The organism is Actinophytocola sp. (assembly GCF_045807065.1).
Classification (GTDB): Bacteria; Actinomycetota; Actinomycetes; order Mycobacteriales; family Pseudonocardiaceae; genus Actinophytocola.
Genome location: NZ_JBJMIE010000650.1, coordinates 1 through 23,813, shown reverse-complemented (window position 1 = coordinate 23,813; position 23,813 = coordinate 1). Strand labels below are relative to the sequence as shown.

19 protein-coding genes and 1 pseudogene are annotated in these 23,813 nt (G+C 68.3%); 17 read left to right on the top strand and 3 right to left on the bottom strand.

From position 1 onward, the window contains the following. On the bottom strand, positions 1-352 hold a 352-nt coding region (locus tag ACJ73U_RS38225; RefSeq protein WP_407782653.1), incomplete at its 3' end, for a transposase. A gap of 1,040 nt (positions 353-1,392) precedes the next feature. Between ACJ73U_RS38225 and ACJ73U_RS38220 the strand changes: the two genes are divergently transcribed. From ACJ73U_RS38220 to ACJ73U_RS38145, 16 genes are all read left to right on the top strand, one after another. Next, positions 1,393-4,212 (top strand): AAA family ATPase, encoded by a 2,820-nt coding sequence (locus ACJ73U_RS38220; RefSeq protein ID WP_407782652.1) that lies wholly within the window; start codon positions 1,393-1,395, stop codon positions 4,210-4,212. A gap of 119 nt (positions 4,213-4,331) precedes the next feature. Next, positions 4,332-4,802, top strand: coding sequence for an AtaL-like protein (locus ACJ73U_RS38215; RefSeq protein WP_407782651.1), 471 nt, complete (start codon positions 4,332-4,334; stop codon positions 4,800-4,802). 138 nt (positions 4,803-4,940) lie between these two features. Then, a complete protein-coding gene (locus ACJ73U_RS38210; protein WP_407782650.1) occupies positions 4,941-6,335 on the top strand; it encodes an MFS transporter in 1,395 nt (464 codons plus the stop codon). 37 nt (positions 6,336-6,372) lie between these two features. Continuing rightward, a complete protein-coding gene (locus ACJ73U_RS38205; RefSeq protein WP_407782649.1) occupies positions 6,373-6,960 on the top strand; it encodes a malonic semialdehyde reductase in 588 nt (195 codons plus the stop codon). Between the two features lie 47 nt (positions 6,961-7,007). After that, positions 7,008-7,766 carry an SDR family NAD(P)-dependent oxidoreductase gene (locus ACJ73U_RS38200; protein WP_407782648.1) on the top strand — a complete coding sequence of 253 codons (759 nt, stop codon included), beginning with the start codon at positions 7,008-7,010 and terminating at the stop codon, positions 7,764-7,766. Between the two features lie 28 nt (positions 7,767-7,794). Then, positions 7,795-8,847, top strand: coding sequence for a methyltransferase (locus tag ACJ73U_RS38195; RefSeq protein WP_407782647.1), 1,053 nt, complete (start codon positions 7,795-7,797; stop codon positions 8,845-8,847). Positions 8,848-9,108: 261 nt separating this feature from the next. Continuing rightward, the gene (locus ACJ73U_RS38190) at positions 9,109-10,293 is read left to right on the top strand and encodes a 3-deoxy-7-phosphoheptulonate synthase (RefSeq protein ID WP_407782646.1); all 1,185 of its coding nucleotides are present in this window, start codon (positions 9,109-9,111) and stop codon (positions 10,291-10,293) included. Continuing rightward, the gene (locus ACJ73U_RS38185; RefSeq protein ID WP_407782645.1) at positions 10,286-12,232 is read left to right on the top strand and encodes an anthranilate synthase family protein; all 1,947 of its coding nucleotides are present in this window, start codon (positions 10,286-10,288) and stop codon (positions 12,230-12,232) included. Before ACJ73U_RS38190 ends, ACJ73U_RS38185 begins: the two co-directional genes overlap by 8 nt. Before the next feature lie 53 nt (positions 12,233-12,285). Then, positions 12,286-13,527: an aspartate kinase gene (locus ACJ73U_RS38180; RefSeq protein ID WP_407782644.1), complete on the top strand. Its 1,242-nt coding sequence runs from the start codon at positions 12,286-12,288 to the stop codon at positions 13,525-13,527. A 21-nt stretch (positions 13,528-13,548) separates the two neighbouring features. Next, positions 13,549-14,373 (top strand): 2-amino-3,7-dideoxy-D-threo-hept-6-ulosonate synthase, encoded by an 825-nt coding sequence (locus ACJ73U_RS38175; protein WP_407782643.1) that lies wholly within the window; start codon positions 13,549-13,551, stop codon positions 14,371-14,373. 39 nt (positions 14,374-14,412) lie between these two features. Then, positions 14,413-15,513 carry a 3-dehydroquinate synthase II family protein gene (locus ACJ73U_RS38170; protein WP_407782642.1) on the top strand — a complete coding sequence of 367 codons (1,101 nt, stop codon included), beginning with the start codon at positions 14,413-14,415 and terminating at the stop codon, positions 15,511-15,513. Beyond that, positions 15,503-16,324 (top strand): amidohydrolase family protein, encoded by an 822-nt coding sequence (locus ACJ73U_RS38165; RefSeq protein WP_407782641.1) that lies wholly within the window; start codon positions 15,503-15,505, stop codon positions 16,322-16,324. Before ACJ73U_RS38170 ends, ACJ73U_RS38165 begins: the two co-directional genes overlap by 11 nt. Further along, positions 16,269-17,585, top strand: coding sequence for an AMP-binding protein (locus ACJ73U_RS38160; protein ID WP_407782640.1), 1,317 nt, complete (start codon positions 16,269-16,271; stop codon positions 17,583-17,585). Before ACJ73U_RS38165 ends, ACJ73U_RS38160 begins: the two co-directional genes overlap by 56 nt. Positions 17,586-17,612: 27 nt before the next feature. After that, positions 17,613-18,791, top strand: coding sequence for an FAD-dependent monooxygenase (locus tag ACJ73U_RS38155; protein WP_407782639.1), 1,179 nt, complete (start codon positions 17,613-17,615; stop codon positions 18,789-18,791). After that, the gene (locus ACJ73U_RS38150) at positions 18,788-19,582 is read left to right on the top strand and encodes a 2,3-dihydro-2,3-dihydroxybenzoate dehydrogenase (RefSeq protein ID WP_407782638.1); all 795 of its coding nucleotides are present in this window, start codon (positions 18,788-18,790) and stop codon (positions 19,580-19,582) included. Before ACJ73U_RS38155 ends, ACJ73U_RS38150 begins: the two co-directional genes overlap by 4 nt. Before the next feature lie 19 nt (positions 19,583-19,601). Next, positions 19,602-20,264: an isochorismatase family protein gene (locus ACJ73U_RS38145; RefSeq protein ID WP_407782637.1), complete on the top strand. Its 663-nt coding sequence runs from the start codon at positions 19,602-19,604 to the stop codon at positions 20,262-20,264. A gap of 5 nt (positions 20,265-20,269) precedes the next feature. Here ACJ73U_RS38145 and ACJ73U_RS38140 read toward each other — a convergent pair whose 3' ends face one another. Continuing rightward, positions 20,270-21,547 (bottom strand): LuxR C-terminal-related transcriptional regulator, encoded by a 1,278-nt coding sequence (locus tag ACJ73U_RS38140; RefSeq protein WP_407782636.1) that lies wholly within the window; start codon positions 21,545-21,547, stop codon positions 20,270-20,272. Between the two features lie 269 nt (positions 21,548-21,816). On the opposite strand from ACJ73U_RS38140, the gene ACJ73U_RS38135 reads away from it, so the two are divergent. Further along, positions 21,817-23,421, top strand: a complete 1,605-nt coding sequence (locus ACJ73U_RS38135; RefSeq protein ID WP_407782635.1) for an FAD-dependent monooxygenase — start codon at positions 21,817-21,819, stop codon at positions 23,419-23,421. A gap of 120 nt (positions 23,422-23,541) precedes the next feature. On the opposite strand, the pseudogene ACJ73U_RS38130 reads toward ACJ73U_RS38135, so the two are convergent. Further along, positions 23,542-23,813 (bottom strand): annotated as a pseudogene (locus ACJ73U_RS38130) (hypothetical protein); the annotation flags it as partial.

Sequence of the window (23,813 nt, the reverse complement as noted above, 5' to 3'; positions counted from 1 at the left end):
GTATGAACCATACCCTTGTCATGTCATCTAAATACGTGGCGAAGCTCGTCGAACCGGTGAGCCATATCCAATGCCCGTAGCTGGTCCAGCAAACTTTGTGCACCGCGTCGAACACGCCAGCCTCGGTCCAGTCCCGCAACCGCCGCCAGCAGATCACTCCAGAGCATCCGAACACCTCACGCGGCAATTCGCGCCATGAGATCCCGGTCTTGAGTACGAACACGATCCCCGCCAATGCCGTCCGATCATCCACCGGCAACCGCCCCGGATACCTACTCCGACGTGGCGGATGCGCAGGCAGCAGCGGCTCCACCCGCTGCCACAGGTCCTCGGGCACCAACTCCTCGATCACGAGGACAGCATGCCCAACCTTGATCAACTACTGGTGGAAGACACGCCGGTCATTCTGAAACGAGTTGTAAGTGCAACCGCTGCGCTGAACGGAGCACAAGTAGAGCCCGGTGTGGCACACGAATCATTCCGACTTCGGCGGGGCCGACGGGTGACGAACCAAGGACTGGGTGCGGGTCGACCGCTGGAATAGCATACCCAGAGTTGGGACACCTTCGGCATATGGGTGAACCTACCGAGACGTTGGTCCAGACGAGTGGTCTTGACGGACTTGTGGCGATTTCAACCGCATCATGTGTGGATCAGAATGGTGCCTCGGAGTGTCACCGAGAAGCTGACCCACACCAGAAGTTTAGTCTACGGAGCGCTTTTGCCCTCACTGCACATCGTGATGCGGGCGTGCTTCACTCGTCTACGACCGGCAGGCAACAACAGCCGCGTACCCAGGAGTTAAGAACATGATGGCCATGACCACCTTCGAGCAGGTCCTTGGTCAGCACCGCCGGCATGGGGACGTCGCCCCGGATCACTGTACAGCGCGTCCGCCATTATTTCGGCAGTGAGGTCGTGGACATCGAGAAAGCCGTCACAGCACAGACCGGCCGCACCGGATATATCCACGCCACTAGCGCTGTCAACCAACATTAGCACCTTTGCGCCGCGCTCTCGAGCCGCAGCGAGCGAGACCGCGAATCTTCCTGTACGACATCGTTCAATGGGTGATGAGGACATCTGCGTTGTCGCCGTCCATATTGATATGGCATATTCCGGTTAGCGATTTCAAGATGTGCGTTACGCCAAATCGTGTGACCTGGCTACAAAGCGCCAGGGCAACCGCCTACGTGGTCTCTTCCGGACTTTCGTGCGAAATCATCACGAGACTCCCCCAATAGCATGAACGTGCGACCCGTGCATCGGAATGCTACCCGACGCGCACGTGGCGAGGGACCAAAGATCTTTCTGTGGCCGCCGCACACTTGGAGATAGGATGTATTGTCGAGTTCGCGGCGGTACCGTCGGTGGCTTCGTTAGGTTGGACTCATGGTGGTTGAGGGCCCTCGGACACTGTTGCCGCTCGTCGGCCGGGAAGATGCTTCACGTCTGCTGCGCAACGTCTTGGTCGAGTTGACGACCGGGAACGGCGACTGTGTCGTCGTCGAAGGCCCAGCCGGCATCGGCAAGAGCCGAATGCTCGCAGAAGCGGCCGCACAGGCCAGCGGCCTCGGGCTGACCGTCGCCGAAGGCCGGGCGACCGAGCTCGACCGGATCGCCCCGTTCAGTACCCTCCTCACCGCGCTGAGCGTCTGTGCCCCGTCGGTCCTCGACAAGGACGACCTGGCCAGCCTCCGAGACCACGCGGACAGCCGGTTCTGGCTGATCGACCGCCTCGGCGGCATCCTGGAGTCCTACAGCCACGTCCGCCCCCTCGTGGTCTCGCTCGATGACGTGCAGTGGGCGGACGAACTGACGGCCCTCACCCTCCGTGTCCTCGTCCCGGCGCTACGGTCCTCACCCGTGCTGTGGCTGCTGGCCCGTCGCCCGCTCCCGGCCCGGTCCGCGCCGCAATACGCCTTCGATTGGCTCATCGCGGAGGGTGCCCGCCGACTGCCTCTGAAGCCGCTGCCCGACGCCGCCGTCGCCGAACTGTGTGCCAGGACGATCGGGGCCGTGCCGAGGGACTCACTGCTCGAGCTCATCGCTGGCAGCGGCGGCAACCCGTTCCTGCTGGAAAGTCTGTTGACCGGACTCCGTGAGGGAGACCGGGTCCGGATCGAGAACGGCGCCGCGACCGTGTCAAGCAAGGGTCTGCCGGTCGGGTTCGTCGTCGCCGTCGACCAGCGCCTGCGGGACCTCTCCGCCGAGGCACGCGGCCTCCTGGATGGCGCGGCCGTGCTCGGCCGGCCGTGCAGCCTGCACGAGATCGCCGGCCTGCTTGAGACACACGCGGTTCGACTGGTCGAGCCCGCCAAGGACGCCGTGCAGGCCGGCGTACTCGTCGACAACGGGACCACCCTGCACTTCCAGCACGATCTCGTGCGGGAAGCCGTCTACGGCGGCCTGACCGGCCCCGCCCGGCAGGCATTGCACCGGACCGCCATCGACGTGCTCCAGGCCGAGGGTCGGCCGACCCCGGAGATCGCCGAGCACCTCATCCGTGGCGGGAAACCCGGTGACGCGCGCACCCTGGCCGTGGTGCGCGACGCGGTGGTGGAGGTGGCGGCGACCGCGCCGGGCGCCGCCGCCGACCTGATCCTCGGCGCGCTCGGCACGTCCGGCAGCCGTGACCCAGAGCGGACCCGCCTGGTCGCGGACGCGGTCCAACTGCTGGCCTCGGCCGGCCGGCTTGCCGAGGCCCGGGAGCTCGGCGAGTCCTACCTGCGCCGTGGCCTCGACGCCCCGGTGGAGGCGGCGGTCCTGCTCGGGCTGGCAGAGGCCCTCAAACACGCCGGCCAGGACGCGTCCGCAGTCAGCTACACGCGACGTGCGCTGGAGCTGCCGAACGTCCCGGCGCGGCAGCAGGCCCATCTGCTCGCGATCCAGGCACACGCGCAGCTGCAGACCAACGACATCGCCGATGCGGACTCCTCGGCCGAGCTCGCCGTCAAGCTCGGTAGCGCGGCGGGTGAGCACACCGCCGTCGTGTTCGCCATGGAGGCCCGCTGTGTCGCCGCCTACGCACGTGGCGAGCTGGCCGCGGCTGCCGGCTTCGCCGATGCCGCGGTTGGCCTCGCGGACCGGGTCGCCGGCGCGGCCCGGCACCGCCATCCCCGGTTGTGGCAGGGCATGGTGCTGACCGCGATGGACCACTTCACTGCCGCTGCCGACACGTTCGTGGCCGACAAGATCGCCGCGGACGAGCTGGGCACCGCGTGGTCCCGGCCGCTGTGGCATCACCTGCACGCCGACCTGTTGCTCGCGGCCGGCCGGCTGGACGACGCCGAGGCCGTCGCGGACGCCGGACTGCGAGCCGGCCAGCAGCTGGGCGCCATCGCGGTGACCCCGGCACTGCTGGCCACGCTCGGCCAGATCGCCATCCACCGCGACGACCTGCCGGCGGCCCTCAACCACCTGCGACAGGCGCGCCATCACGTGCACAGCGGGATCGGGGTCATCTCGGAAGAGATCAACTGGGAGCTGGCGCTCTACGAGGACGCGGTCGGCAGGCCCGAACAGGCGCTCGAACTGCTCACCCCGCTGTACGACGGTTTTCCGGAGCGGTTGTACCTGGTGGTGCACAACCGTTCGGCCGGTGCTCGACTGGTCCGGATCGCACTGCGGGCCGGTGCCAAGGACCGGGCGGAAGCAGCCGTGCGAGCCACCCGCGTGGCCGCGGATCTCAACCCGGACAACGTCTCCCTCACCGCGGCCGCCGACCACGCCGCTGGCCTGCTGCGTGGCGATCTCGACCTCCTGCGCGCGGCCGTCGCCGGGTTCCGTGGGGCGCCGCGACCGTACGACCGCGCGTCCGCGATGGAGGACACGGGGATGGCCGAGTACGCGGCCGGTCAGGTCACCGAGGGCGTCACGCTGTTGAACTCCGCACTGACCGAATACACGGGCCTCGACGCCAAGCGCGACGCCCACCGCGTACGCGGCCGGCTGCAGGCACTCGGTGTCCGGACCAGCGGACCACGCGGCGCCCGCCGGGCGAAGACCGGCTGGGCGAGCCTCACCGAGTCCGAGCTACGGGTCGCCCGACTGGTCGCGCAGGGCAACACGAACCGCCAGATCGCGACCAGCCTGTTCCTGTCGCCCCACACCGTGGACAGCCACATCCGGCACGTGTTCGCGAAACTCGGCGTGTCCAGCAGGGTGGAGCTGACCCGCAGGGTCCTGGCGAACGACCAGCCGGACTCCTAGACCACCACATATCACGTGGATGCGGGATGCCCGCACCCCACGAAGACGGCAACCATCCAAGTCGAAACAGCGTATCGGCGCGACCGGTGTACGCATGTGACGACGAGGAGCCCCATCAGATGATCATGTTCACGCACACGGTGCCGATCGGTCTGTTCGCGGACGAGAGCTCGCCGAACCTGCTCGACCAGCTCTGGACGAGCCTGGTGCACAAGGCGGAGAACCCGGTCGGCTACGTGCCGGCGATCACCGAGGCCAAGGTCGTCGAGCGCTACTCGGACGGGTTCCTGCGCGAGATCCTGGTACGGGACGAGCTTCGCTACCGCGAGCGGGTGACACTGGTGCCCCGCGAGCGGGTCGTGTTCGACCAGCTCGACGATCCGTTGCACAGCCTGATCACCAACGAGCTCGGGCAGGGTGCCGACGGCGGGTTCACCTACACGCTCTGTGTGACGCTGTCCCCGGCCGGGTTGGCACGGACCCAACAGGACCCCGGGTTTCTCGTGGCTAGCGACACGATCTTCTACGACACCGCCCGCGCCAGCGCGAACACTCTCCGGCTCACCGCGCTGATGTTCCAAGCGGCTTGACACCGGATCGCGTGGATACGTGATGTCCGTCCACAGCCGAATCACGAGGCTGCGGATGTGGGCAGTGACAACGACACCGACGGACGACACCGAAAGGACCGTAGGGTGATTTCATCTGTGCGGCAGCACTCTCCCTGGGTGGTTTTCAGCGTGCTCGCGGTCACCCAGTTCATGGTCGTGCTCGACGCCAGCATCGTCTACGTCGGGTTGCCGTCCATCCAGCGTGATCTCGGCTTCTCGCAGTCCGGTCTCGCCTGGGTGATGGACGCCTACATCCTGGCGTTCGGCGGCGTGATGATGCTCGGTGGCCGCATGGCCGACCTGCTCGGCCGGCGCCGTGTGCTGCTCGCCGGGCTCGTGTGGTTCGGACTCGCCTCGCTCGCCTGTGCGCTGTCCATCGAACCGTGGCAGCTCATAGCCGCCCGTACCGCGCAGGGACTCGGCGCCGCGTTCGTGGCTCCGGCCGCGCTCGCCCTCGTCACGGACACGTTCCCGGAAGGACGGACGCGGTTCCGCGCACTCGGCATATTCGGCAGCATCGGGGGATTCGCGGGTGCCGCCGGCACGCTGATCGGCGGCCTGCTCATCACGATCTCGTGGCAGTGGGCCTTCCTCGTCAACGTGCCGATCGTCTTCGCGATCCTCGTGATCGGTCCGAAAATGCTCCCGGCCGGCCGGCCGGACGCGACCGGAGGCGTTGACCTGGTGGGCATCACCACCGGTATTGGTGGTCTTTGCCTGCTACTGCTGGGAATTCTGCGTGGCGGTGTGCAGGGCTGGGGGTCACTCCCCGTGCTGCTGGAGTTCGCCGGCGCGGTCGTGCTCCTCGGTGCGTTCGTCTTCCGCCAGGCCACGGCCAAGGCACCGCTGGTACCCAGGGCACTCGTCGCGATTCGGCGCGTCATGGTCGGCAACGTCGCCAACGTCTTCGCCGGTGCCCTGCTGTTCGGGGTCTACCTCGTGCTCACGCTCTTCCTCCAGGTGGTCCGCGGGTACACGCCGCTCCAGGCGGCACTGTGGACACTGCCAGTCAGCGCGAGCCTGTTCCTCGGCTCGAACCTGGTGCCACGCCTTTTCGACCGCCTCACCCCGAGAGGTGCGTTGGCCGCGGTGCTGGGACTACAGGGCGTCGGTCTCGTGTGGTGGGCGCTTTCCCTTGCCTCGGACAGGCTTCTGCTGACCAGCTTCCTCCTGCCCGCGATGGTGTGGGGCTTCGGCTGCGGTGGCGCGATCGTCGCGGCGTTCGTGGTCTGCACCAGTGGCGTGCGTGGTCAGGAGATGGGGGCGGCGTCGGGGCTCGTGAGCACCACGTTGCAGGTCGGCGGCGCGCTCGGGGTCGCGGTGCTGACCACACTGTCCGAACTGGACGACGGCGCCGGAGTGAGCGCGCGGGCGGACGGCCAGTCCGTCGCGCTGTGGGGTGCCGCAGCGTTCGCCGCCGGCGGCGTCGTGGTGCTACTCCTACTGCACCGTGACGCGCCGGCAGTGGAGCCGGTCGCGAGTCAGGCTGACCAGGCCGCCACTCAGTCCTGAATTGACTGTCTGCTGACACAGGAAGGACACGGCAATCGTGCTGCTCGACCCGCATGTGCAGGACCTGCTGTTCCGTGAGGCCCGCACCGCGCACGTCTTCACCGACGAACCGGTCGACGACGAGCGGCTCGCCGCCGTCTACGAACTGGTGAGATGGGCGCCCACCTCGTTCAACCAGCAGCCGCTGCGGGTCATGCTGGTCCGCTCGGACGAGGCGCGGCGCAGGCTCGTGCCGCTGATGTGGGACAGCGCCCAGGCCAGGACCGCCGCGGCACCGCTTGTCGCTGTGCTCGCCGCCGACCTGGACTTCCACGAGTACCTGCCGGAGCAGTTCCCGGTCTTCCCGCAGGCCAAGGACGTCTGCTTCTCGAACGACGACGCCCGCGTCGACTCGGCCGTGCTCAACGCCGCCATCCAGATCGGGTACTTCATCCTCGGCGTCCGGGCCGCGGGTCTCGCGGTCGGCCCGATGACGGGGTTCCAGGCCGACAAGGTCAGCGCGGAGTTCTTCCCGGACGGCCGGCACCGCGCGCTCGTCGTGATCAGCATGGGCCGGCCGGGTGCCAGCGCATGGTTCGACCGGTTGCCACGCCTGCCGTACGACCGGGTCTTCACGTCGTGTTAGGCGCGACGGACCATATGAACCGCACCAAGAAAGAGGAGACCGTAACGATGGGACGATTCACCGACAAGACAGTGCTGGTTACCGGAGGCGGATCCGGCATCGGTCGGGCGACCGCGTTGGCCTTCGCCGACGAGGGTGCGATCGTGGTCGTGGCCGGCCGGACCGAGGAGAAGCTGGCCGAGACCGTCCGGCTGATCGAGGAGAAGGGCGCCAAGGGCGGCGCCGTCCGCGCCGATCTGACCCGCTCGGACGACGTTGCGCAGCTCATCCGCACCACCGTGTCCAGCTACGGCGGACTGCACGTCGCGGTCAACAACGGCGGCATCCTCGCCGCCGCCGGCCCGATCTCAATGATCGACGAGGAGCAGTTCGCCTCGGTCCTGACCACCAACATCACCGGCACCTGGCTTGCCATGAAGCACGAGATCGCGTACATGTCGGAGAACGGCGGCGGCACGATCGTCAACGTGTCCTCGTCCGTCGGTCCACACGTGACCGTGCCGTACCTCGGTGCCTACGGCGCGTCGAAGGCCGCGATCAGCTCGCTCACGCGTACCGCCGCCCTCGAGGCCATCGGTGCGGGTGTTCGCGTCAACGCGGTGAGCCCCGGTCCGATCGACACCCCGATGTCGCTGCTGCCCGGCGAGACGGAGGAGGGACGGGCCGACCGCCTGCGCGAGGCCCTGCCGATCGGACGCGTCGGGACGGTGGCCGAGGTCGCGAACGCGGTGCTGTGGCTCGCCTCGCCGGAGTCGTCGTACGCCGTCGGCGTCGACATCGTGCTCGACGGCGGCGGGCATGTCTGATCCTGTCGGTCGATTAGAGGGGGAGGCAGTGTCGACCACACAGATGGGTCCGGACGTGAACCCGATCGCGGCGCTTCGGGAGCTTTTCTACGCGCACTACCGTTTCCAGTACCTGAGCGCGGGCTACCGGCTCGGTCTGTTCGAGTTGCTGGGCGGGGAGCCTGGCATGACCCACCCGGAGATCGCGGCTCGGCTGGGCTTGCGACCGCAGCCCGCGCGGATACTCCTGCTCGGCTGCACCTCGGCCGGCCTGCTGGAGAAGAACGACGACTGCTACCGGAACTCGGCCGTCGCCGCGCCACTCGGCGCGGCGCCGACGGACGTGCCGGCGGCGTTCGTGCCGTGGGAGCAGCACGTCAACTACCGGCCGATGGCCTGGTTCTACGAGTCGCTGAAGGCCGGCACGAACATCGGGCTGCAGAAGGAGATTCCCGGTGACGCGACCACGTTGTACGAGCGGCTCGCGCTGAACCCGGAGCTGGAGACCACGTTTCACAACATGATGGGGTCGGTGAGCCGCATCGTGGCGGAGGACCTGGTGCACCGGCTCGACCTGTCGGGCTACACCCACCTGCTGGACGTGGGTGGCGGGACCGCGGTCAACGCCACTCACCTGGCACGCCGGTGGCCGAACCTGCGTATCACGATCGTCGACCTGCCGACCGTCGCGGCCACCGCGAACGAGAAGATCGCGGCCGCCGGCCTCGCGGACCAGGTGACGGCGGTCGGCCTCGACGTGTTCCGCGACGAGTTCCCGAAGGGTTGCGACGCGGTGCTGTTCGGCCATTTCCTGGAGATCTGGTCGGTCGAGCGGAACAAGTCGCTGGTGGCGAAGGCCGCGCGAGCCGTTGATCCCGGCGCTGCCGTCTTCGTGGTCACGCCCGGCGCGAACGACGACGGGACCGGACCCGACCTGGCGGCCGCACTGTCCGCCTACTTCCTGACCGTCGCCTCCGGCGAGGGCATGGTGTACACGGGCGCGGAGTACGAGGAGTGGTTGCTGGACGCCGGTTTCGAGCCGAGCGGCCGGCTGACCGTTGGCAACCTCGGCGACATCGTGATCACAGGCGTCCGGAAGTAGCTCCCCTCCGGTCGCCGCCAATGGCTGGCCGAGTTCTACGACCTCGGCCAGCCATTGTCGTTACGCCGAGTTGTTGTTCGCGCGTGAAATTGTGAACTATTAGCCGAGTAGTTCGGCTGTCATATTCCGGTCTACCCGATTGAGTAGTGCTCCGATATCCCACTAGGCATTAGAGTTGCGGCCGGGGTGGCATCAGAAAATGATTACTCGATGGGGGACTGCCTAGTGGCTGGACCACGACAGCAAATTCATTCGGAATACTTGGAGCCGCTGACCGACGAGGAGATGACCGCATGGCGGTCCTTTCCCGCTATGCAGCAGCCGGACTGGGGTAACGACTGGTTGATCGGAAGGGTCAGCGCCGACCTGACCGCGATGCCCGCTCTGGTGCGTCGCAACGAGATCGAACGACTGCGGGGGCTGCTCGCCGAGGTCGCGCTCGGTGAGCGAACGATAGTGCAGGCCGGGGACTGCGCGGAGGACCCGGACGAGTGCGTCGAGGACGTGCTCAGCCGCAAAGTCGGCCTGCTCGACGCGCTGGCCGGGATGATGCGGACCAACACCGGCGTGCCGGTGGTGCGGGTGGGCCGGATTGCCGGCCAGTTCGCGAAACCGCGATCCCGGGAGACCGTGCACCACAACGGCACCGAGTTGCCCGTCTACCGAGGGCCACTGGTCAACGGACCAGCACCCGAGGCAGGCGCACGATTGCCGGACCCGCTGCGGCTCGTCGCCTGCTACCGGGCCGCAGCGACCGCGACCGAGTACCTGCGCGCGGCCACCAAGCCGACCGTGTGGACCTCGCACGAGGCGCTGATCCTGGACTACGAGCTGCCGCTGGTCCGGCGGTCCGAGGACGGGCACCTCTTCCTTACCTCGACCCACCTGCCGTGGATCGGCGACCGCACCAGGGACCTCGACGGCGTGCACGTCCGCCTGCTGTCCGCGGTGCGCAACCCGGTGGCGTGCAAGATCGGCCCGAACGCCACGGCGGAACAGGTGCTTGGCCTGTGCGACCGGCTCGACCCGGCACGGGAGCCTGGGCGGCTCACGCTGGTCGCGCGCCTCGGCGCCGGGGTGGCCGCGCACCGGCTGCCCGAACTGGTCACCGTGGTGCGGGCGGCGGGCCACCCGGTAATCTGGCTGTGCGATCCGATGCACGCCAACACGGTCGTGGCCTCGAACGGCCGCAAGATCCGGTTGCTGCCCACAGTGCTCCGTGAGGTCGGCGAGTTCCAGGACGCCGTCACCTCCGCCGGTGGCATCGCCGGCGGGCTGCACCTGGAGACGACCCCGCACGACGTGCTGGAGTGCGTTGACGACGAGGCGGCGGCCGGCACGTTGGACAACCGCCGGTACACGACGCTGTGCGACCCTCGGCTGAACATCGCGCAGGCGCTCACCGTCGTGTCGGCGTGGCGCACGGGTGGGGCGCGCCGTGGGTGAGCCCCACCTGTCGCGGGTCACGGTGCCGGACCCGCCCCCGTTCGCGCTGCTCCACCGGCCGGAGTCCATTCCGGGACAGGTGGACGTGCTGCTGGGCGGCGTGTCGACTGTGGACAGGCTGGCGGACATACCGCTGCGGACCGGCATGGCCGCCGGCACCCAGGACGTGCTGGCGCTCGTGCCGTACCGCCAGGTCGCCGAGCGTGGGTTCGACTGTGTCGACGACGGCACGGAACTGGTCGTGCTGACCGTTGACGAGCAGGAGTCGATACCGGTCGAGCAGCTCATGGGGATGGTGCCGGACGTGCCGGTCCACCTGCGCGACGAAGGGTTCGACATCAGCGACGCCGGTTACGCGGAGCTGGTGCGCCGGGTCATCGCCGACGAGATCGGCCAGGGCGAGGGCGCCAACTTCGTGCTGAAGCGCTCGTTCCTGGCCACCATCGTCGACTACTCGCCCGCCGTGGCGCTCACCGTGTTCCGCAGGTTGCTGCGGGCGGAGTCGGGTGCCTACTGGACCTTTCTCGTGTACACCGGGTCGCGGACCCTGATCGGCGCGTCCCCGGAGCGGCATGTCACCGTGTCGGACGGGGTCGCCACGATGAACCCGATCAGCGGCACCTACCGGTACCCCCCGTCGGGTGCCTCGGTCGCCGACGTGCTGGGCTTTCTCGCGGACGGCAAGGAGTCCGACGAGCTCTACATGGTGCTGGACGAGGAACTGAAGGTGATGGGCCGGATCTGCCGGTCGGGCGGCCACGTCATCGGACCCCGGATCAAGCCGATGGCCCGGCTCGCGCACACCGAGTACCTGATCGAGGGGCACACCGACCTCGATGTCCGGCAGGTCCTCCTGGAGAGCCTGTTCGCCCCGACAGTGACCGGCGGACCACTGCAGAACGCGTGCCGCGTGATTGCCCGGCACGAGCGGACCGGTCGCGGCTACTACGCGGGCGCGCTCGCCCTGATCGGCACCGGCGCCGACGGGCGGACGGTCCTCGACTCCGCGATCGCGATCAGGACGGCGGACGTCGACCCGTCCGGCCGGCTGCGCATCGACGTCGGCGCGACGCTGGTCCGCCGGTCCGAGCCGGCCGAGGAGGTCCGCGAGACGTGGGCCAAGGCGGCCACACTGCGTGCCGTGTTCGGGCCGGGCGGCGACCTGGCGTCCGCGGCTGCCCCTCGGGCGTCGGCGGGATGGGCCCGGCACCCGGCCGTGCTGACCGCGCTACGCGCCCGAAACGACGTCCTCGCACCGTTCTGGCTGGCGCCGCGACCGGCACGGGAACCGAGCTCCGGTCCCCGGGTACTCGTCGTGGACTGCGAGGACACCTTCACGTCGATGCTCAACCACCAGCTGGTCTCGTTGGGACTGCGGGTGGATGTCGAGCGGATCGGCATCCGGTCGCTCCTGCCGGACCACGACCTCGTCGTGCTCGGGCCGGGGCCGGGCGACCCGCTCGACATCGTGGACCCGAAGATCGGGACGATGCATACGCTGGTACGGCGACTGCTGGCAGACCGGGTCCCGCTGCTCGCGATCTGCCTCGGCCACCAGGTGCTGGCCTCCGTGCTCGGCCTCGAACTCGCGCGAAGGCCGGTATCCAACCAAGGCACCCAACTGCCCGTCGACCTGTTCGGCCAGCGGGTGGACTGCGGTTTCTACAACACCTTCGCGGCCCGTGCCGAAACCGACCTGGTGACCGCGTCGGCGACGGGAGATCTCGTCGAACTGTCCCTTGACGCGGCGACCGGTGAGATCAACGCGATGCGTGGTCCTGGTTTTCGTTCGGTGCAGTTCCACCCCGAGTCGGTGTTGACGAAATTAGGTGTGGAAATTCTTTCCGAACTCGTCACGGATCTGGTTCGAATGAACGCCGACGGTGGCCGTCGCCTACTACTCGACCGAGTAGTAGGAAAAAAACAAATTACTCGATAATGTGGTGTCGGGGATTTCGATCGAATTTTGCTGGGGGCAGGGTGAATATTCTCGTGCGGAAGTACGGTGGCACCTCGGTAGCCGATCTGGATCGGATGCGCGGGGTGGCCCGGTCGGTTGCCGAGGCACGGTTGACCAAGCCAACGGTCGTCGTCGTATCCGCGCAGGGCGACACGACGGACCGGCTGCTGCACACTGCCGCGGACGCCGGGACGGTTCGGCCGACACGCGAGACGGACCAACTGCTCGCCACCGGGGAGTGCGCGTCGGCGGCACTGCTCGCCATGACGTTGCAGGCGATGGGTGTGCCGGCCGTGTCACTGACCGGCGGACAGGCTGGCATCACCGTCGACGGCCCGCCCGGCGCGGGTCGGGTCGTCGACATCGACCCGACACCGATCGTGGCACTGCTCGAGACGGGCGCCGTTGTCGTGGTGGCCGGCTTTCACGGCGTCAACGACACGGGCACCGTGGTGACGCTCGGCCGTGGCGGGTCGGACACCACGGCCATCGCGATCGCCGTCGCGCTGGACGCACCCCGGTGCGAGATCTACACCGACGTGGATGGTGTGTACAGCGCGGACCCGCGCATCGTCGAGACGGCCCGGCTGCTGCCGGCGGTCGAGATGGCCTCGATGGTCGAGTTGGCGTTCGCCGGCGCCAAGGTCCTGCACCCGAGGGCGGTCGAACTCGCCGCGTCCCGACGGGTCGACGTGCTGGTGGCCAGCTCGTTCCACGACCGGCCGGGCACGGTCATCCCCAGGAGGAGTAGTGACCACGCCGGGTTGGAGGACCATCGCATCGTCGCCATCACCAGCGATCTCGACGTCATCCGGGTGCTGATTCGAGCGGGCGGGACGAACCGAGACGCCGCTGTCGACGTGCTGGAGGTGTTCGCGCGGCACAACGCCCCGGTAGATCTCGTCGCGAGATCCGGTCCGTTCGAGGCCGAGTTCCGGATCGGATTCACCATGCGGCACAGCGACTTCGCGGTCGTCGGCGAGAACCTGGGTCAGGTCGTCGCGACGACCGGCGGCACCATGGTGCTGGACGAGGGCGTCGCGAAGATCTCCCTGATCGGCACCGGAATGCTCAACCGTGCCCAGTACATCGCCGGCACGCTCGCGGTTCTCGCCGACGCCGGCATCGCGATCAGCTGGATATCCACGTCCCAGCTGCGCACCTCCGTCATCGTGCCGGCGGAGCGGGCCCATGAGGCGGTCGCGTTGCTGCACGACCGGTTCCTGTGTGACGAGCACGCCGGCGCCGGTTCGGCTGTGTCCGCAGGAACCTGACAGACAAAGGAGATCTGGGGAATGGTGAATATCGGGGACTTCGGGCGTCAGGTCCGCTTACGTCGGCTGTACCGCCATAACGACGGGCGTCTGCTGGTCGTGCCGCTGGACCACGGGGTGACCGACGGGCCGATCACCGGGGGCCGGCCGCTGGACCAGCTGATCGGACAGCTCGCCGACAACGGTGCGGATGCCGTCGTGCTGCACAAGGGCACCGCGCGGCGGGTCGCCCCAATGTGGTTCACCAGAATGTCGCTGATCGTGCATCTGAGCGCCAGCACCAGGTTCGCCCCTGATCCGGACGCGAAGTACCTGGTGGCCAGCGTCGAGGAGGCGGTGTGTCTCGGCGCTGGCGCGGTCAGCGTGCACGTCAACCTCGGATCGCGGGAAGAGGCACACCAGATCGCCGACCTCGCCGCCGTCGGCGCGGCCTGCGACCGCTGGAACATGCCGCTGCTGGCCATGATGTACCTGCGGGGACCGGAAATCGACGATCCGCACCGGCCGGAGTGGTTGGCGCACGCGGCCGCGCTCGCGGCCGACCTCGGCGCAGACCTCGTCAAGACTGTGCACGTCGGCTCGAAGGAGCGGACGGTCGAGGTCACCAGGTCCTGTCCAGTGCCGGTCCTGGTCGCCGGCGGGCCGCGTGCCGCCAGCACGGCCGGGTTCCTGACCTCGGTCGACCAAGCGCTGCGCGGCGGAGCGGTGGGCGTCGCGGCCGGGCGCAACATCTTCCAGGCCGCCGACCCCGGCCAGCTCACCCGCGAGCTGTGTGCCCTGGTTCATCCCGAAGCCGTGCGGGAGCAGGGCGACATTGCCGGACCCGTCCAGGTCGCCGCCGTCTGAGCGTCGACCCGACCACCCCAGAGGACCCGAAGGAACCACATGAAGCTGTGTTGGCTTGACCTACGAAACGTTCACACGGCGGCAGAGGCCATCATCGAGGAGGCGGTGCACCAGCAGGTCGACGGCATCGTCGCCAGCGACAAGGCCGTGTTCGCCGGCCTGCCACCGACGGTGCGCAAGGTGCTCCTGCCCGTCGGTGACCTACCGGCCGACCTCGACGGGATCGACCTCGTGATCGTGGATACCGCTGTCCACGGCGACACCGCGACCCTCACCGACCGGTATCCCGGCACAGAGTTCGGCCGATTCGTCGAGATCGTCGATGCCGAGACCCTCGAACAGGCGTGTCTCTCGGCGCGCAACGAGCGGTGGAGCGTGCTGCTGTTCCGTGATCCCACCAAGATCCCGCTGGAGATCGTCATCGCCGCCGCGGCGAAGTCGAGCGGCAGCATCATCACGATAGCCGAGGACATCGAGGAGGCCGAGATCATCTTTGGCGTCCTGGAGCTCGGTTCGGACGGTGTGCTGCTGGCCCCGGAGAAGGTGGGTGACGCGACCGGGCTCAAGGCGGCTGCCCAGCAGCGGTCCGCGCCGCTGGAGCTGGTGGAGCTGAAGGTCTCCAGTGTGCGGCACGTGGGCATGGGGGAGCGAGCGTGCGTGGACACGTGCACGTACTTCCGTGAGGACGAGGGCATCCTCGTCGGCTCCTACTCCAAGGGCATGATCCTTTGCGTCAGCGAGACGCATCCACTGCCGTACATGCCCACCCGGCCGTTCCGGGTCAACGCCGGCGCCATCATGTCGTACACCCTGTCCACCAATGCCCGCACCAGCTACCTCAGTGAACTGCGGGCAGCGTCGAAGGTGCTCGCAGTGGATGTCAAGGGCCAGACCAGAGTGGTCACGGTCGGCCGGGTGAAGATAGAGACGCGGCCGCTGCTCTCGGTCGACGCGGTGGCCGGCGACGGCACCGTGGTCAACCTGATCCTGCAGGACGACTGGCACGTGCGGGTGCTCGGGCCTGGCGGGATCGTGCTCAACAGCACGGCGCTGGTGCCCGGCGACATCCTGCTCGGCTACCTGCCGACAGAGGACCGCCACGTCGGCTACCCGATCGACGAGTTCTGCCGTGAGCAGTGACGTGACCGGGCCCGTGTTCGACTTCCATGCCCGCCTCGCCCCGGCGCCCGGCGCGCTGGAGCGGCTGCTCGACGTCCATGACCGATGCGGGATCACCGCGGCCGCGGTCTCGGCGGGCGGCTGCATCGACCTGTCCCGCCTGTCGCGGCAGCTCGTACATGGCGGCCATGTGACGACCGATCCGGACAACGACGCAGTGCTGCGTGCGTGTGACTCCTCGGCGGATCGCCTGTTGCCGTTCTACTTCGCCAACCCGCACCGCGATCCGGCGTACTACCGGCAGCGGGCGGCGGAGTTCGTCGGCATGGAGATCTCGCCGGCGGTACACGGCGTCCCGCTGGACGATCCGCGCACGACGGCGTTGACGGCGGTGGCGGAGACGGCCGGCCACCCGGTGTACGTGGTGTGTCTCGCGCGGCCCGGCTGCGGGGTGGTGGACCTGGTCGCGTTGGCCGGACGGTTCCCAGCCTTGACGTTCGTGCTCGGGCACAGCGGCATCGGGAACATCGACTATTACGCGGTGGACCTGGTCGCCCCAATGGCGAACATCCGCCTCGAGACCTCCGGCGGCTACACGAGCGTGGTCCGCGCCGCCGTCGACCGGCTCGGCCCCGACCGGGTGCTGTTCGGCAGCGAGTACCCGCTGCAACACCCGGACGCGGAACTGGCCAAGTTCCGGACGCTGGACCTGCCCACCGCGGACTGGCGCCTGATCGCGTGGGACAACGCAAACCGGCTGCTGAAAGGAGACGGCGATGACCCAGACCATCACGCACCGCCCGACGCTCGGGGACTGGTCGACGCCCGATGAGCTGGCGCGGCTCCAGGAGGCCCGGTTGGCGGATCTGCTGGCACAGGCGGTTCGTTCGCCGTTCTACCGAGTCCGGTTCGGGACGACAGGCATCCCCAGGGACAGGGACGACCTGGCCGCGCTGCCCCTGACCACCAAGCAGGAGCTGCGGGACGCCTACCCGTTCGGCCTGCTCGCGGTCCCGAAGGCCGAGCTGGCCACCTACCACGAGTCGAGCGGCACGGCCGGCAGCCCTACCCCGTCCTACTACACCGAGACCGACTGGGACGACCTCGCCGAGAGGTTCGCCCGCAAGTGGGTGCCGATCACGGCGGATGACACGTTCCTGGTGCGTACCCCGTACGCGCTCATGATCACCGGGCATCTCGCCCACGCGGCGGCCCGCCGGTGCGGCGCCACCGTCGTGCCCGGCGACAACCGCTCCCTCGCCATGCCCTACTCCAGGGTCGTCCGGGTGCTGCACGACCTCGACGTGAGCCTCACCTGGTCCATGCCGACCGAGATCCTGCTGTGGGCGGCCGCCGCCCGGGCGGCCGGCTGGCAGCCGGGTGCTGAGTTCCCGGCACTGCGGGCGTTGTACCTGGGTGGTGAGCCGCTGAGCGCCGCGCGGCGGGCGCGGATCGGCGAACTGTGGGATGTGCCCGTCGTCCAGGAGTACGGCTCGACGGAGACCGGCAGCCTGGCGGGCGAGTGCGAACACGGCCGCATGCACCTGTGGGCGGACCGCGCGATCTTCGAGGTGTACCACCCGGAGACCGGCGAGATCACCGAGGCCGGGGTCGGCCAATTGGTGGTGACACCGCTGTTCCGGGAGGCAATGCCACTGCTGCGGTACAACCTGGCGGACGACGTCGAGGTCACCATGGACGACTGCCCGTGCGGGTGGGCGCTGCCCACGGTGCGGGTGCTCGGGCGTGCGGCGTTCGGCTACCGCGTCGCGAACGCCACGATCACCCAGGATCGGTTGGAGAACCTGGTCTTCACACTGCCGGCCGCCTACGGAGTGCTGTTCTGGCGGGCACAGGCCGAGCCCTCGCTGCTGCGCGTGGAGATCGAGGTGCCGGACGCGGCGCGGACGGCGGCTCGCGTCGAGCTCACCGAGCTGATCAGGACTGCCTACGACGTGCCGTGCGAGGTCACCGGCGTGTCGCCCGGCACGCTGGTGCCAGCACGTGTGCTGACCGATGTGCACGACGTCGTCAAGCCGCGCAGCCTGTTCGGCCACGACGAGGACTGGGGCAGGGCGCTGCTCTACTACTGACCACCATGGACGTTCAGGGGGGTTTGCTTGAGCGGCAACGAGTTGTGTGTCGCCGTGCTCGGCGCCGGTGTCGCGGGTCTCACGCTGTCCGCCGCACTGGACCGGGTGGGCGTGCGGCACGAGGTGTACGAGCAGGCGCCGCGGCTCACCGAGGTCGGCGCCGGTATCCAGCTGGCGCCCAACGCCGTTCGGGTGCTGGATCGGTTGGGGTTGGCCGAGCACCTCCGAACGGTGGCCGTCCGGATCGACGCCATCGTGATGCGTCGCTGGGACGACGGCGACACGATCTGCCGGCAGCCGCTCGGTGCCGAGTGCGAGCGGATCTTCGGCGCCGCCTACTACGCGGTGCACAGAGCCGACCTGCTGGCCGGACTCACCTCGGTCCTGTCGGCGGTCCAGCTCGGACGCCGGTGCGTGCGTGCGGAATCCGATGTGGACGGCGCCCAGCTCGTGTTCGACGACGGCGTTGTCCAGGCGGATGTCGTCGTGGGGGCGGACGGCATCCATTCCATCGTCCGGGACCGGATAACCCCGGATCGGCCGAGGTTCTCGGGACAGACCATCTACCGCGCCGTAGTGCCAGCCGACCGGCTGGCTAGCCGTCGTGCACAGGTCGAGCTGTTCCTCGGCCCCGGCCAGCACGCGGTCGTTTACCCGGTGGCCGGTGGCCGGCAGTTCAGTTTCGCCGCGACCGTGCCCGCGCGGGACTGGACCGACGAGTCGTGGACGGCATCCGGAAGCGTGCCGGAACTCCTTGCGGCGTACCAGGGCTGGCATCCGGACCTGCTCGAGGTGTTCGCGGCGGCCAGTACCGTGCGCAGGTGGGCGGTGCACGACCGGAACGTCATCCCACGGTGGAGTGATGGGCGCCTGACGCTGCTCGGCGACGCGGCGCACCCGATGCTGCCGTTCTTCGCGCAGGGTGCCAATCAGGCGATCGAGGACGCGGCGGTACTCGCACGATGTCTGGCCGCGGCGGATGACCTGGCTGCCGCACTGCGCGGCTACGAGGCCGAACGTGGCCCGCGCACCGAGCGGATCCACCGCACGTCACGGGAGAACGGCCGGCTGCTGCACCTTCCGGACGGCCGCGAGCAACAGGAACGGGACCGGCAGATGGCTGGCGGCATGCCGTTGAGCGCGCGGGCATGGCTGTACGGCTACGACGCCGACGAGGCGCCGTCGTACCAGGGGAGCGGGACATGACGGACAGGGACCACAGCGGGATCATGGGGCGGGTCGCGATCGTCACCGGGGCCGGTGGAGGCATCGGCGGGGCGGTCGCGTTGGCGCTGGCGGCACGCGGGGCGTCGGTCGTCGGCGTCGACCACGACGAGATCGCGTTGCGCGCCACGGTCGGCGAGATAGTCGACAAAGGACACAGCGCTGTCGCGTACCCCCTGGACGTACGCGACAGCACGGCCGTCAACCAGGCGGTCGACACCATCGAACGGGACGTCGGGCCGATCGGGATCCTCGCGAACGTGGCTGGGGTTCTTCGCCTCGGCGCCGTCGTCGACCTCACTGACGACGACTGGTCGGCGGTGTTCGCGGTGAACACCCAGGGTGTGTTCTACATGTCACGGGCCGTGGCCCGGTGCATGGTGGGCCGGGGACGCGGCACGATCGTGAGCGTTTCCTCGAACGCCGGCGGGGTGCCCCGGATGTACATGGCGGCCTACGCCGCGTCGAAGGCGGCGACGACGGCGTTCACCAAGTGCCTCGGCCTCGAGCTCGCGGCGGCCGGCATCCGGTGCAACGTGGTGTCGCCGGGCTCGACGGACACCGCGATGCTGCGCGGCATGTTTGCGGACGCGGATGGCCCGCGGACGACCATCGACGGCTCGCCCGGATTGTTCAAGGTGGGCATACCGCTTGGCAAGCTGGGTATGCCGGCCGACGTGGCGGAGGCCGTCGCCTTCCTCGCGTCCGATCGAGCCGGCCACATCACCATGCACGACATGTGCGTCGATGGCGGCGCCGCCCTCGGCGGCTGAGCGGAACGGGAAACCGATCGTGTCAATTCCCACCATCACGCCGTACGAGCTGCCCGCCGCGGCGGACCTGCCCTACGGCCGCGCTGGCTGGCGGCTCGACCCCAGCCGGGCGGTACTGCTGATCCATGACATGCAGCAGTACTTCGTCGACTTCTTCCCGGCGGGGCAGGAGCCGATGGCCAGTGTCATCCGCAACATCGCCGCGATCAGGGCGGCCGCGGTGGCCCGGGGGGTGCCGGTCGTGTACACGGCCCAACCGGGCAGCATGACGGCCGAACAGCGTGGCCTGCTCCGCGCCTTCTGGGGCGAAGGGATGGATGCCACGCCGGCGCACCGGCGGATGGTCGAGCCGTTGGAGCCCGCGCTCACCGATCTCGTCCTCACCAAGTGGCGGTACAGCGCCTTCGCCCGCACCGACCTCGACACGGTCATCCGCGAGTACGGTCGGGACCAGTTGATCGTGTGCGGGATTTACGCTCACGTCGGCTGCCTGATGACGGCGTGCGACGCCTTCACACGAGATATCCAGCCGTTCCTCGTGGTGGACGCGATCGCCGACTTCTCCTTGCGGGAACACCTGATGGCCGTCGACTACGCGGAACGCCGCTGCGCGGTGACGCCAGGCACCGCGACGGTCGTCGCGGACCTCACCGCACACGACCGGATACCAGGGGCACGCTGACGGGATCAGTCGCCGTCCGACTTCGCCAGCATGGCCACCTCGATCCGGGACGCGACGTCGAGCTTCCGGAAGATACGGCGCAGGTGGTAGTTCACGGTGTGCGGGGAAAGGTACACCTGCGCCGCGATCTGCCGGTTCGTGAGCCCGGCGCTCACCATCTCGGCGATCGCGCGTTCCTTCGTGGTGAGCCGGTTCAGTACCTCGTTGGTCGAAGCGACCGGTGCGTCATCAACGGCCGGCGACAGTTGCGGCCCCTGAGGATCCGGCTGACCCTCGTGGTCGGCGTGGTCGGTGCCCGCCGACATGGCGCCGAACTCCTGTTCCAGCGCCAGCCGGATCGGCGCGGGCACCGTGCCGCGGACCGCACACCAGACCAGGGTGCTCTGGAACAGGAGGTCCTCGCCCCGCACGTCCAGGATCTCCGCCGAGATGGCCTCTTCCAGCAGCGGCAACGTCGAGGCGGTCGGTTCGCGAAGCACCCCGGCGATGCGGTTGAGGCGCAGGGTGCGCCCGAGCAACGACGCGACCTGGAGTAACTGTCGGCACGGCAGCGAGAGTTGGTCGAGCCGCCGGCGGATGAAGACGACCGCGCGGTCGGGAATGGAGGTGCCGGTGAGGTGGGCGAGTCCGCTGGTAACCTGCAGCCGCTGTTCCTCCCGAAGGCCGGTGACGAGTTCACACACCAGCCGCGGGTTGCCGTCGGCCTGCTCCACGAACGCGGCGAGGGCGGCGCTGGGTGCGCCGCCGGTGAGATCGGCGACCATGTCCCGCACGGCCGCGTCGGGCAGCGGACCGAGCCGGATGGTCAGGGTGCCAGGGGACAGCCGGCCGCGGAACCACTCGGTGGTGATGCCACACCGGCCGGGACGGCCTGCGGCCATCAGCAGCGCACCGTACCTCCTGTCGGACAGCGCGGTGTTCGTCAGCGATTCCAGCCGTTCGGGATTGACGAGGTGGGCGTTGTCCACCAGCACCAACCGCGACACGTCCCCGCAACCACTGGACGTCGACCCGAGAACTTCCGGTGGGAAGGCGGAAAGTTGGACGTCCGACCCGAGACTGGCGCCGTCGAGCAAGGTCGCGACATAGGTCCAGTTGCGCGATGCGTCCGCCACCGCCGTCCGCAGCAAACGGGTCTTGCCGGTGCCTCCCGCGCCGACGACCACGATGATGGACTGTCCGCCGTGCCGGGCTCCGTCGAGCGCGGCGGTGATATCCGCGTATTCGCCTTCCCTGCCCCGCAGTGGAACCGACTTGTCTCCCAGTAACTCTCGATCTGCCATTGGGTCCCCCAACCCGTGAACAATGATCAATCGAGGCGAGCGAGCGCGTGGCCGCAACCGCGGTGGTCTTGGCCTCCGTACACTCGTTGATCGTCCGGCCTTCGACATCACCTGACCACGTGATTTCTCGGTGAGAACCCATGATGATGCCGTGAAGACCGCAGGCGGGAACCAGTCGTCGAGAATCCCGCGAAGACGTGATGCGCGAGCCTTCCTGGAGCAGAAAGCTTGATCTCGACACCGGTCGGCGGCGGCAGGGGAGGCACCTGGTGACCGATGCGGAGCGAACGGACGTGCTCGTCGTCGGCGCCGGACCGGTAGGCGCGCTGCTTGCGTTGGAGCTGGCTCGCCACGGCGTGTCCAACATGCTGGTGGATCGCGCCATGACGGCGTCCCGGCATCCCAAGATGGACTTCCTCAACGGCAGGAGCATGGAACTGCTACGCCGGCACGGATTCGTCGAGGAGATCCGCCGGCGCGGCGTCGGCGCGGAGCACGCTTTCGACTTCCTGTGGTTTACCGACTACCGCGAGCCGCCGATCGCCCGCTGGTCCTACCCTTCCGTCGCCGAGCTGCGGGAACGGATGGCGTCGGTCAACGACGGGTCGATGCCGCTCGAGCCGTACCAGCGCGTCCTGGGTTCCCGTCTCGAGGAGTTGGGGCGGCAACGGGTGAGAGAGCATGCTCGGGTCGACTTCCGGCCCGGACTGAGGTTGACCGGCCTGACCCAGGACAACGGCGGCGTGACAGCCGATGTCGCCACCGCGACCGGCGCCGAAGGCCGGGTGCGGGCGCGGTTCGTCGTCGCGTGCGACGGCGCCAGCAGCATGGTGCGCTCGGCCGCGGGCATCACCACGGAAACGATCGGCCCGACCGCGTGGCACCGCGATGTGTATTTTCGCAGCTCCGATCCCGAGCTGCGAAAATATGGCAGGTTCTTTCTGGCCATCGTCGGGCGGGGTGTAACGCTCGTGTCGCGAGACGAACAGGACATGTGGACCGGCACGTATCCCATTACCGATAGCGAGCGGTCTGCCGGTCCACCGAGCGATCCGTTCGCGGTCATCCGGACGCGGCTGGGTGTCAATATCACGGTCGCCGAGATCATTGATGTGACCGACTGGCGCGGCGAACTGGCCGTCGCCAACTCCTATCGATCGGGTCAGATCTTCCTGGCTGGCGACGCCGCACACCATTTCTACCCGACCGGTGGCCACGGAGCGAACACCGGTCTCGCCGATGCCGTCGACCTTGGTTGGAAACTGGCGGCGACCGTCAATGGTTGGGCGGGACCACGACTGCTGGACAGTTACTCCACCGAACGCCGCCCCGTAGCGCTGTTCAACCGGGAAATGTGTTTCAACCTACTCGAAGTATGGGGCCGTTTTCCACGTCTCGTTCAAGCCGGCGCGTCCCGGGCACAACTGGCCGGATTTCTCGCCGAAGAAGAACACCAGATAGACAACGCCGGTATACATTTCGGCTACCGATACGACCGATCTCCCGTGGTGTGGCACGAATCCGGCCCTGCACCGGACTGGCGGTGGAGACACGTCGTGCCGACCACATGGCCGGGTGGCCGTACTCCCAGCGTGCGCTTGCCCGACGGGCAGGAACTGCTGGACCGTCTCGGCCCCGAGTTTACGTTGGTTGACATGTCCGGGAACGGCGATGGCAAGTCACTGGTGGAGGAGGCCAACGCCTTTGGCGTGCCGACAGCCCATCTGACGGTCGACGACGACCGGGTAGCAGCGGTATGGGAACGTCCCCTCGTCCTTGTGCGCCCAGACCAACACGTAGCCTGGCGAGGCACCGCGCCGCCACTCGACTGGCCTGCGATAATCGACCACGTCCGCGGCGGGAATCCGACCTAGGCCCTGCGGATGAAACTGCGCCTCGGCAGCCAGGATTTCCGGCTCTGGCGGTTCGACATGGTCACCATCCCGATAGTCCGGGCAGGGCGAACAGTTCACGGCGGGCACGACTGGGCGAGTTCAGGTGGTGGAAGCATCTGATTCGAGGAGTTCGGTGAATACCTCGCTGGGTTTGCGCCAGTCGTGGAGTTTACGGGGTCGGTCGTTGATCTCGGCGGCGATGGCGGCCAGGTACAGAGGTTGAAGTGGTGAGGTCCGGATCTGGTGTAGTCGCTGGCGGCGTGTCGGCGTGATCTTCGCTGGTGTTGGGTCTAGACCAAGATCGTGAGATACCCGGATGGTGGCGGTCTGACCGTGTCGTGTCGGGAAGTTCGTGTTGTTGTGATTTTGTT

What these genes read in the sequence shown, in the direction of transcription:
- ACJ73U_RS38175 (WP_407782643.1), top strand. Translation starts at nt 13,549, where the DNA reads ATGGTGAATATCGGGGACTTCGGGCGTCAGGTCCGCTTACGTCGGCTG.
- ACJ73U_RS38170 (WP_407782642.1), top strand. Translation starts at nt 14,413, where the DNA reads ATGAAGCTGTGTTGGCTTGACCTACGAAACGTTCACACGGCGGCAGAG.
- ACJ73U_RS38220 (WP_407782652.1), top strand. Translation starts at nt 1,393, where the DNA reads ATGGTGGTTGAGGGCCCTCGGACACTGTTGCCGCTCGTCGGCCGGGAA.
- ACJ73U_RS38200 (WP_407782648.1), top strand. Translation starts at nt 7,008, where the DNA reads ATGGGACGATTCACCGACAAGACAGTGCTGGTTACCGGAGGCGGATCC.
- ACJ73U_RS38140 (WP_407782636.1), bottom strand. Translation starts at nt 21,547, where the DNA reads ATGGCAGATCGAGAGTTACTGGGAGACAAGTCGGTTCCACTGCGGGGC.
- ACJ73U_RS38160 (WP_407782640.1), top strand. Translation starts at nt 16,269, where the DNA reads ATGACCCAGACCATCACGCACCGCCCGACGCTCGGGGACTGGTCGACG.
- ACJ73U_RS38215 (WP_407782651.1), top strand. Translation starts at nt 4,332, where the DNA reads ATGATCATGTTCACGCACACGGTGCCGATCGGTCTGTTCGCGGACGAG.
- ACJ73U_RS38150 (WP_407782638.1), top strand. Translation starts at nt 18,788, where the DNA reads ATGACGGACAGGGACCACAGCGGGATCATGGGGCGGGTCGCGATCGTC.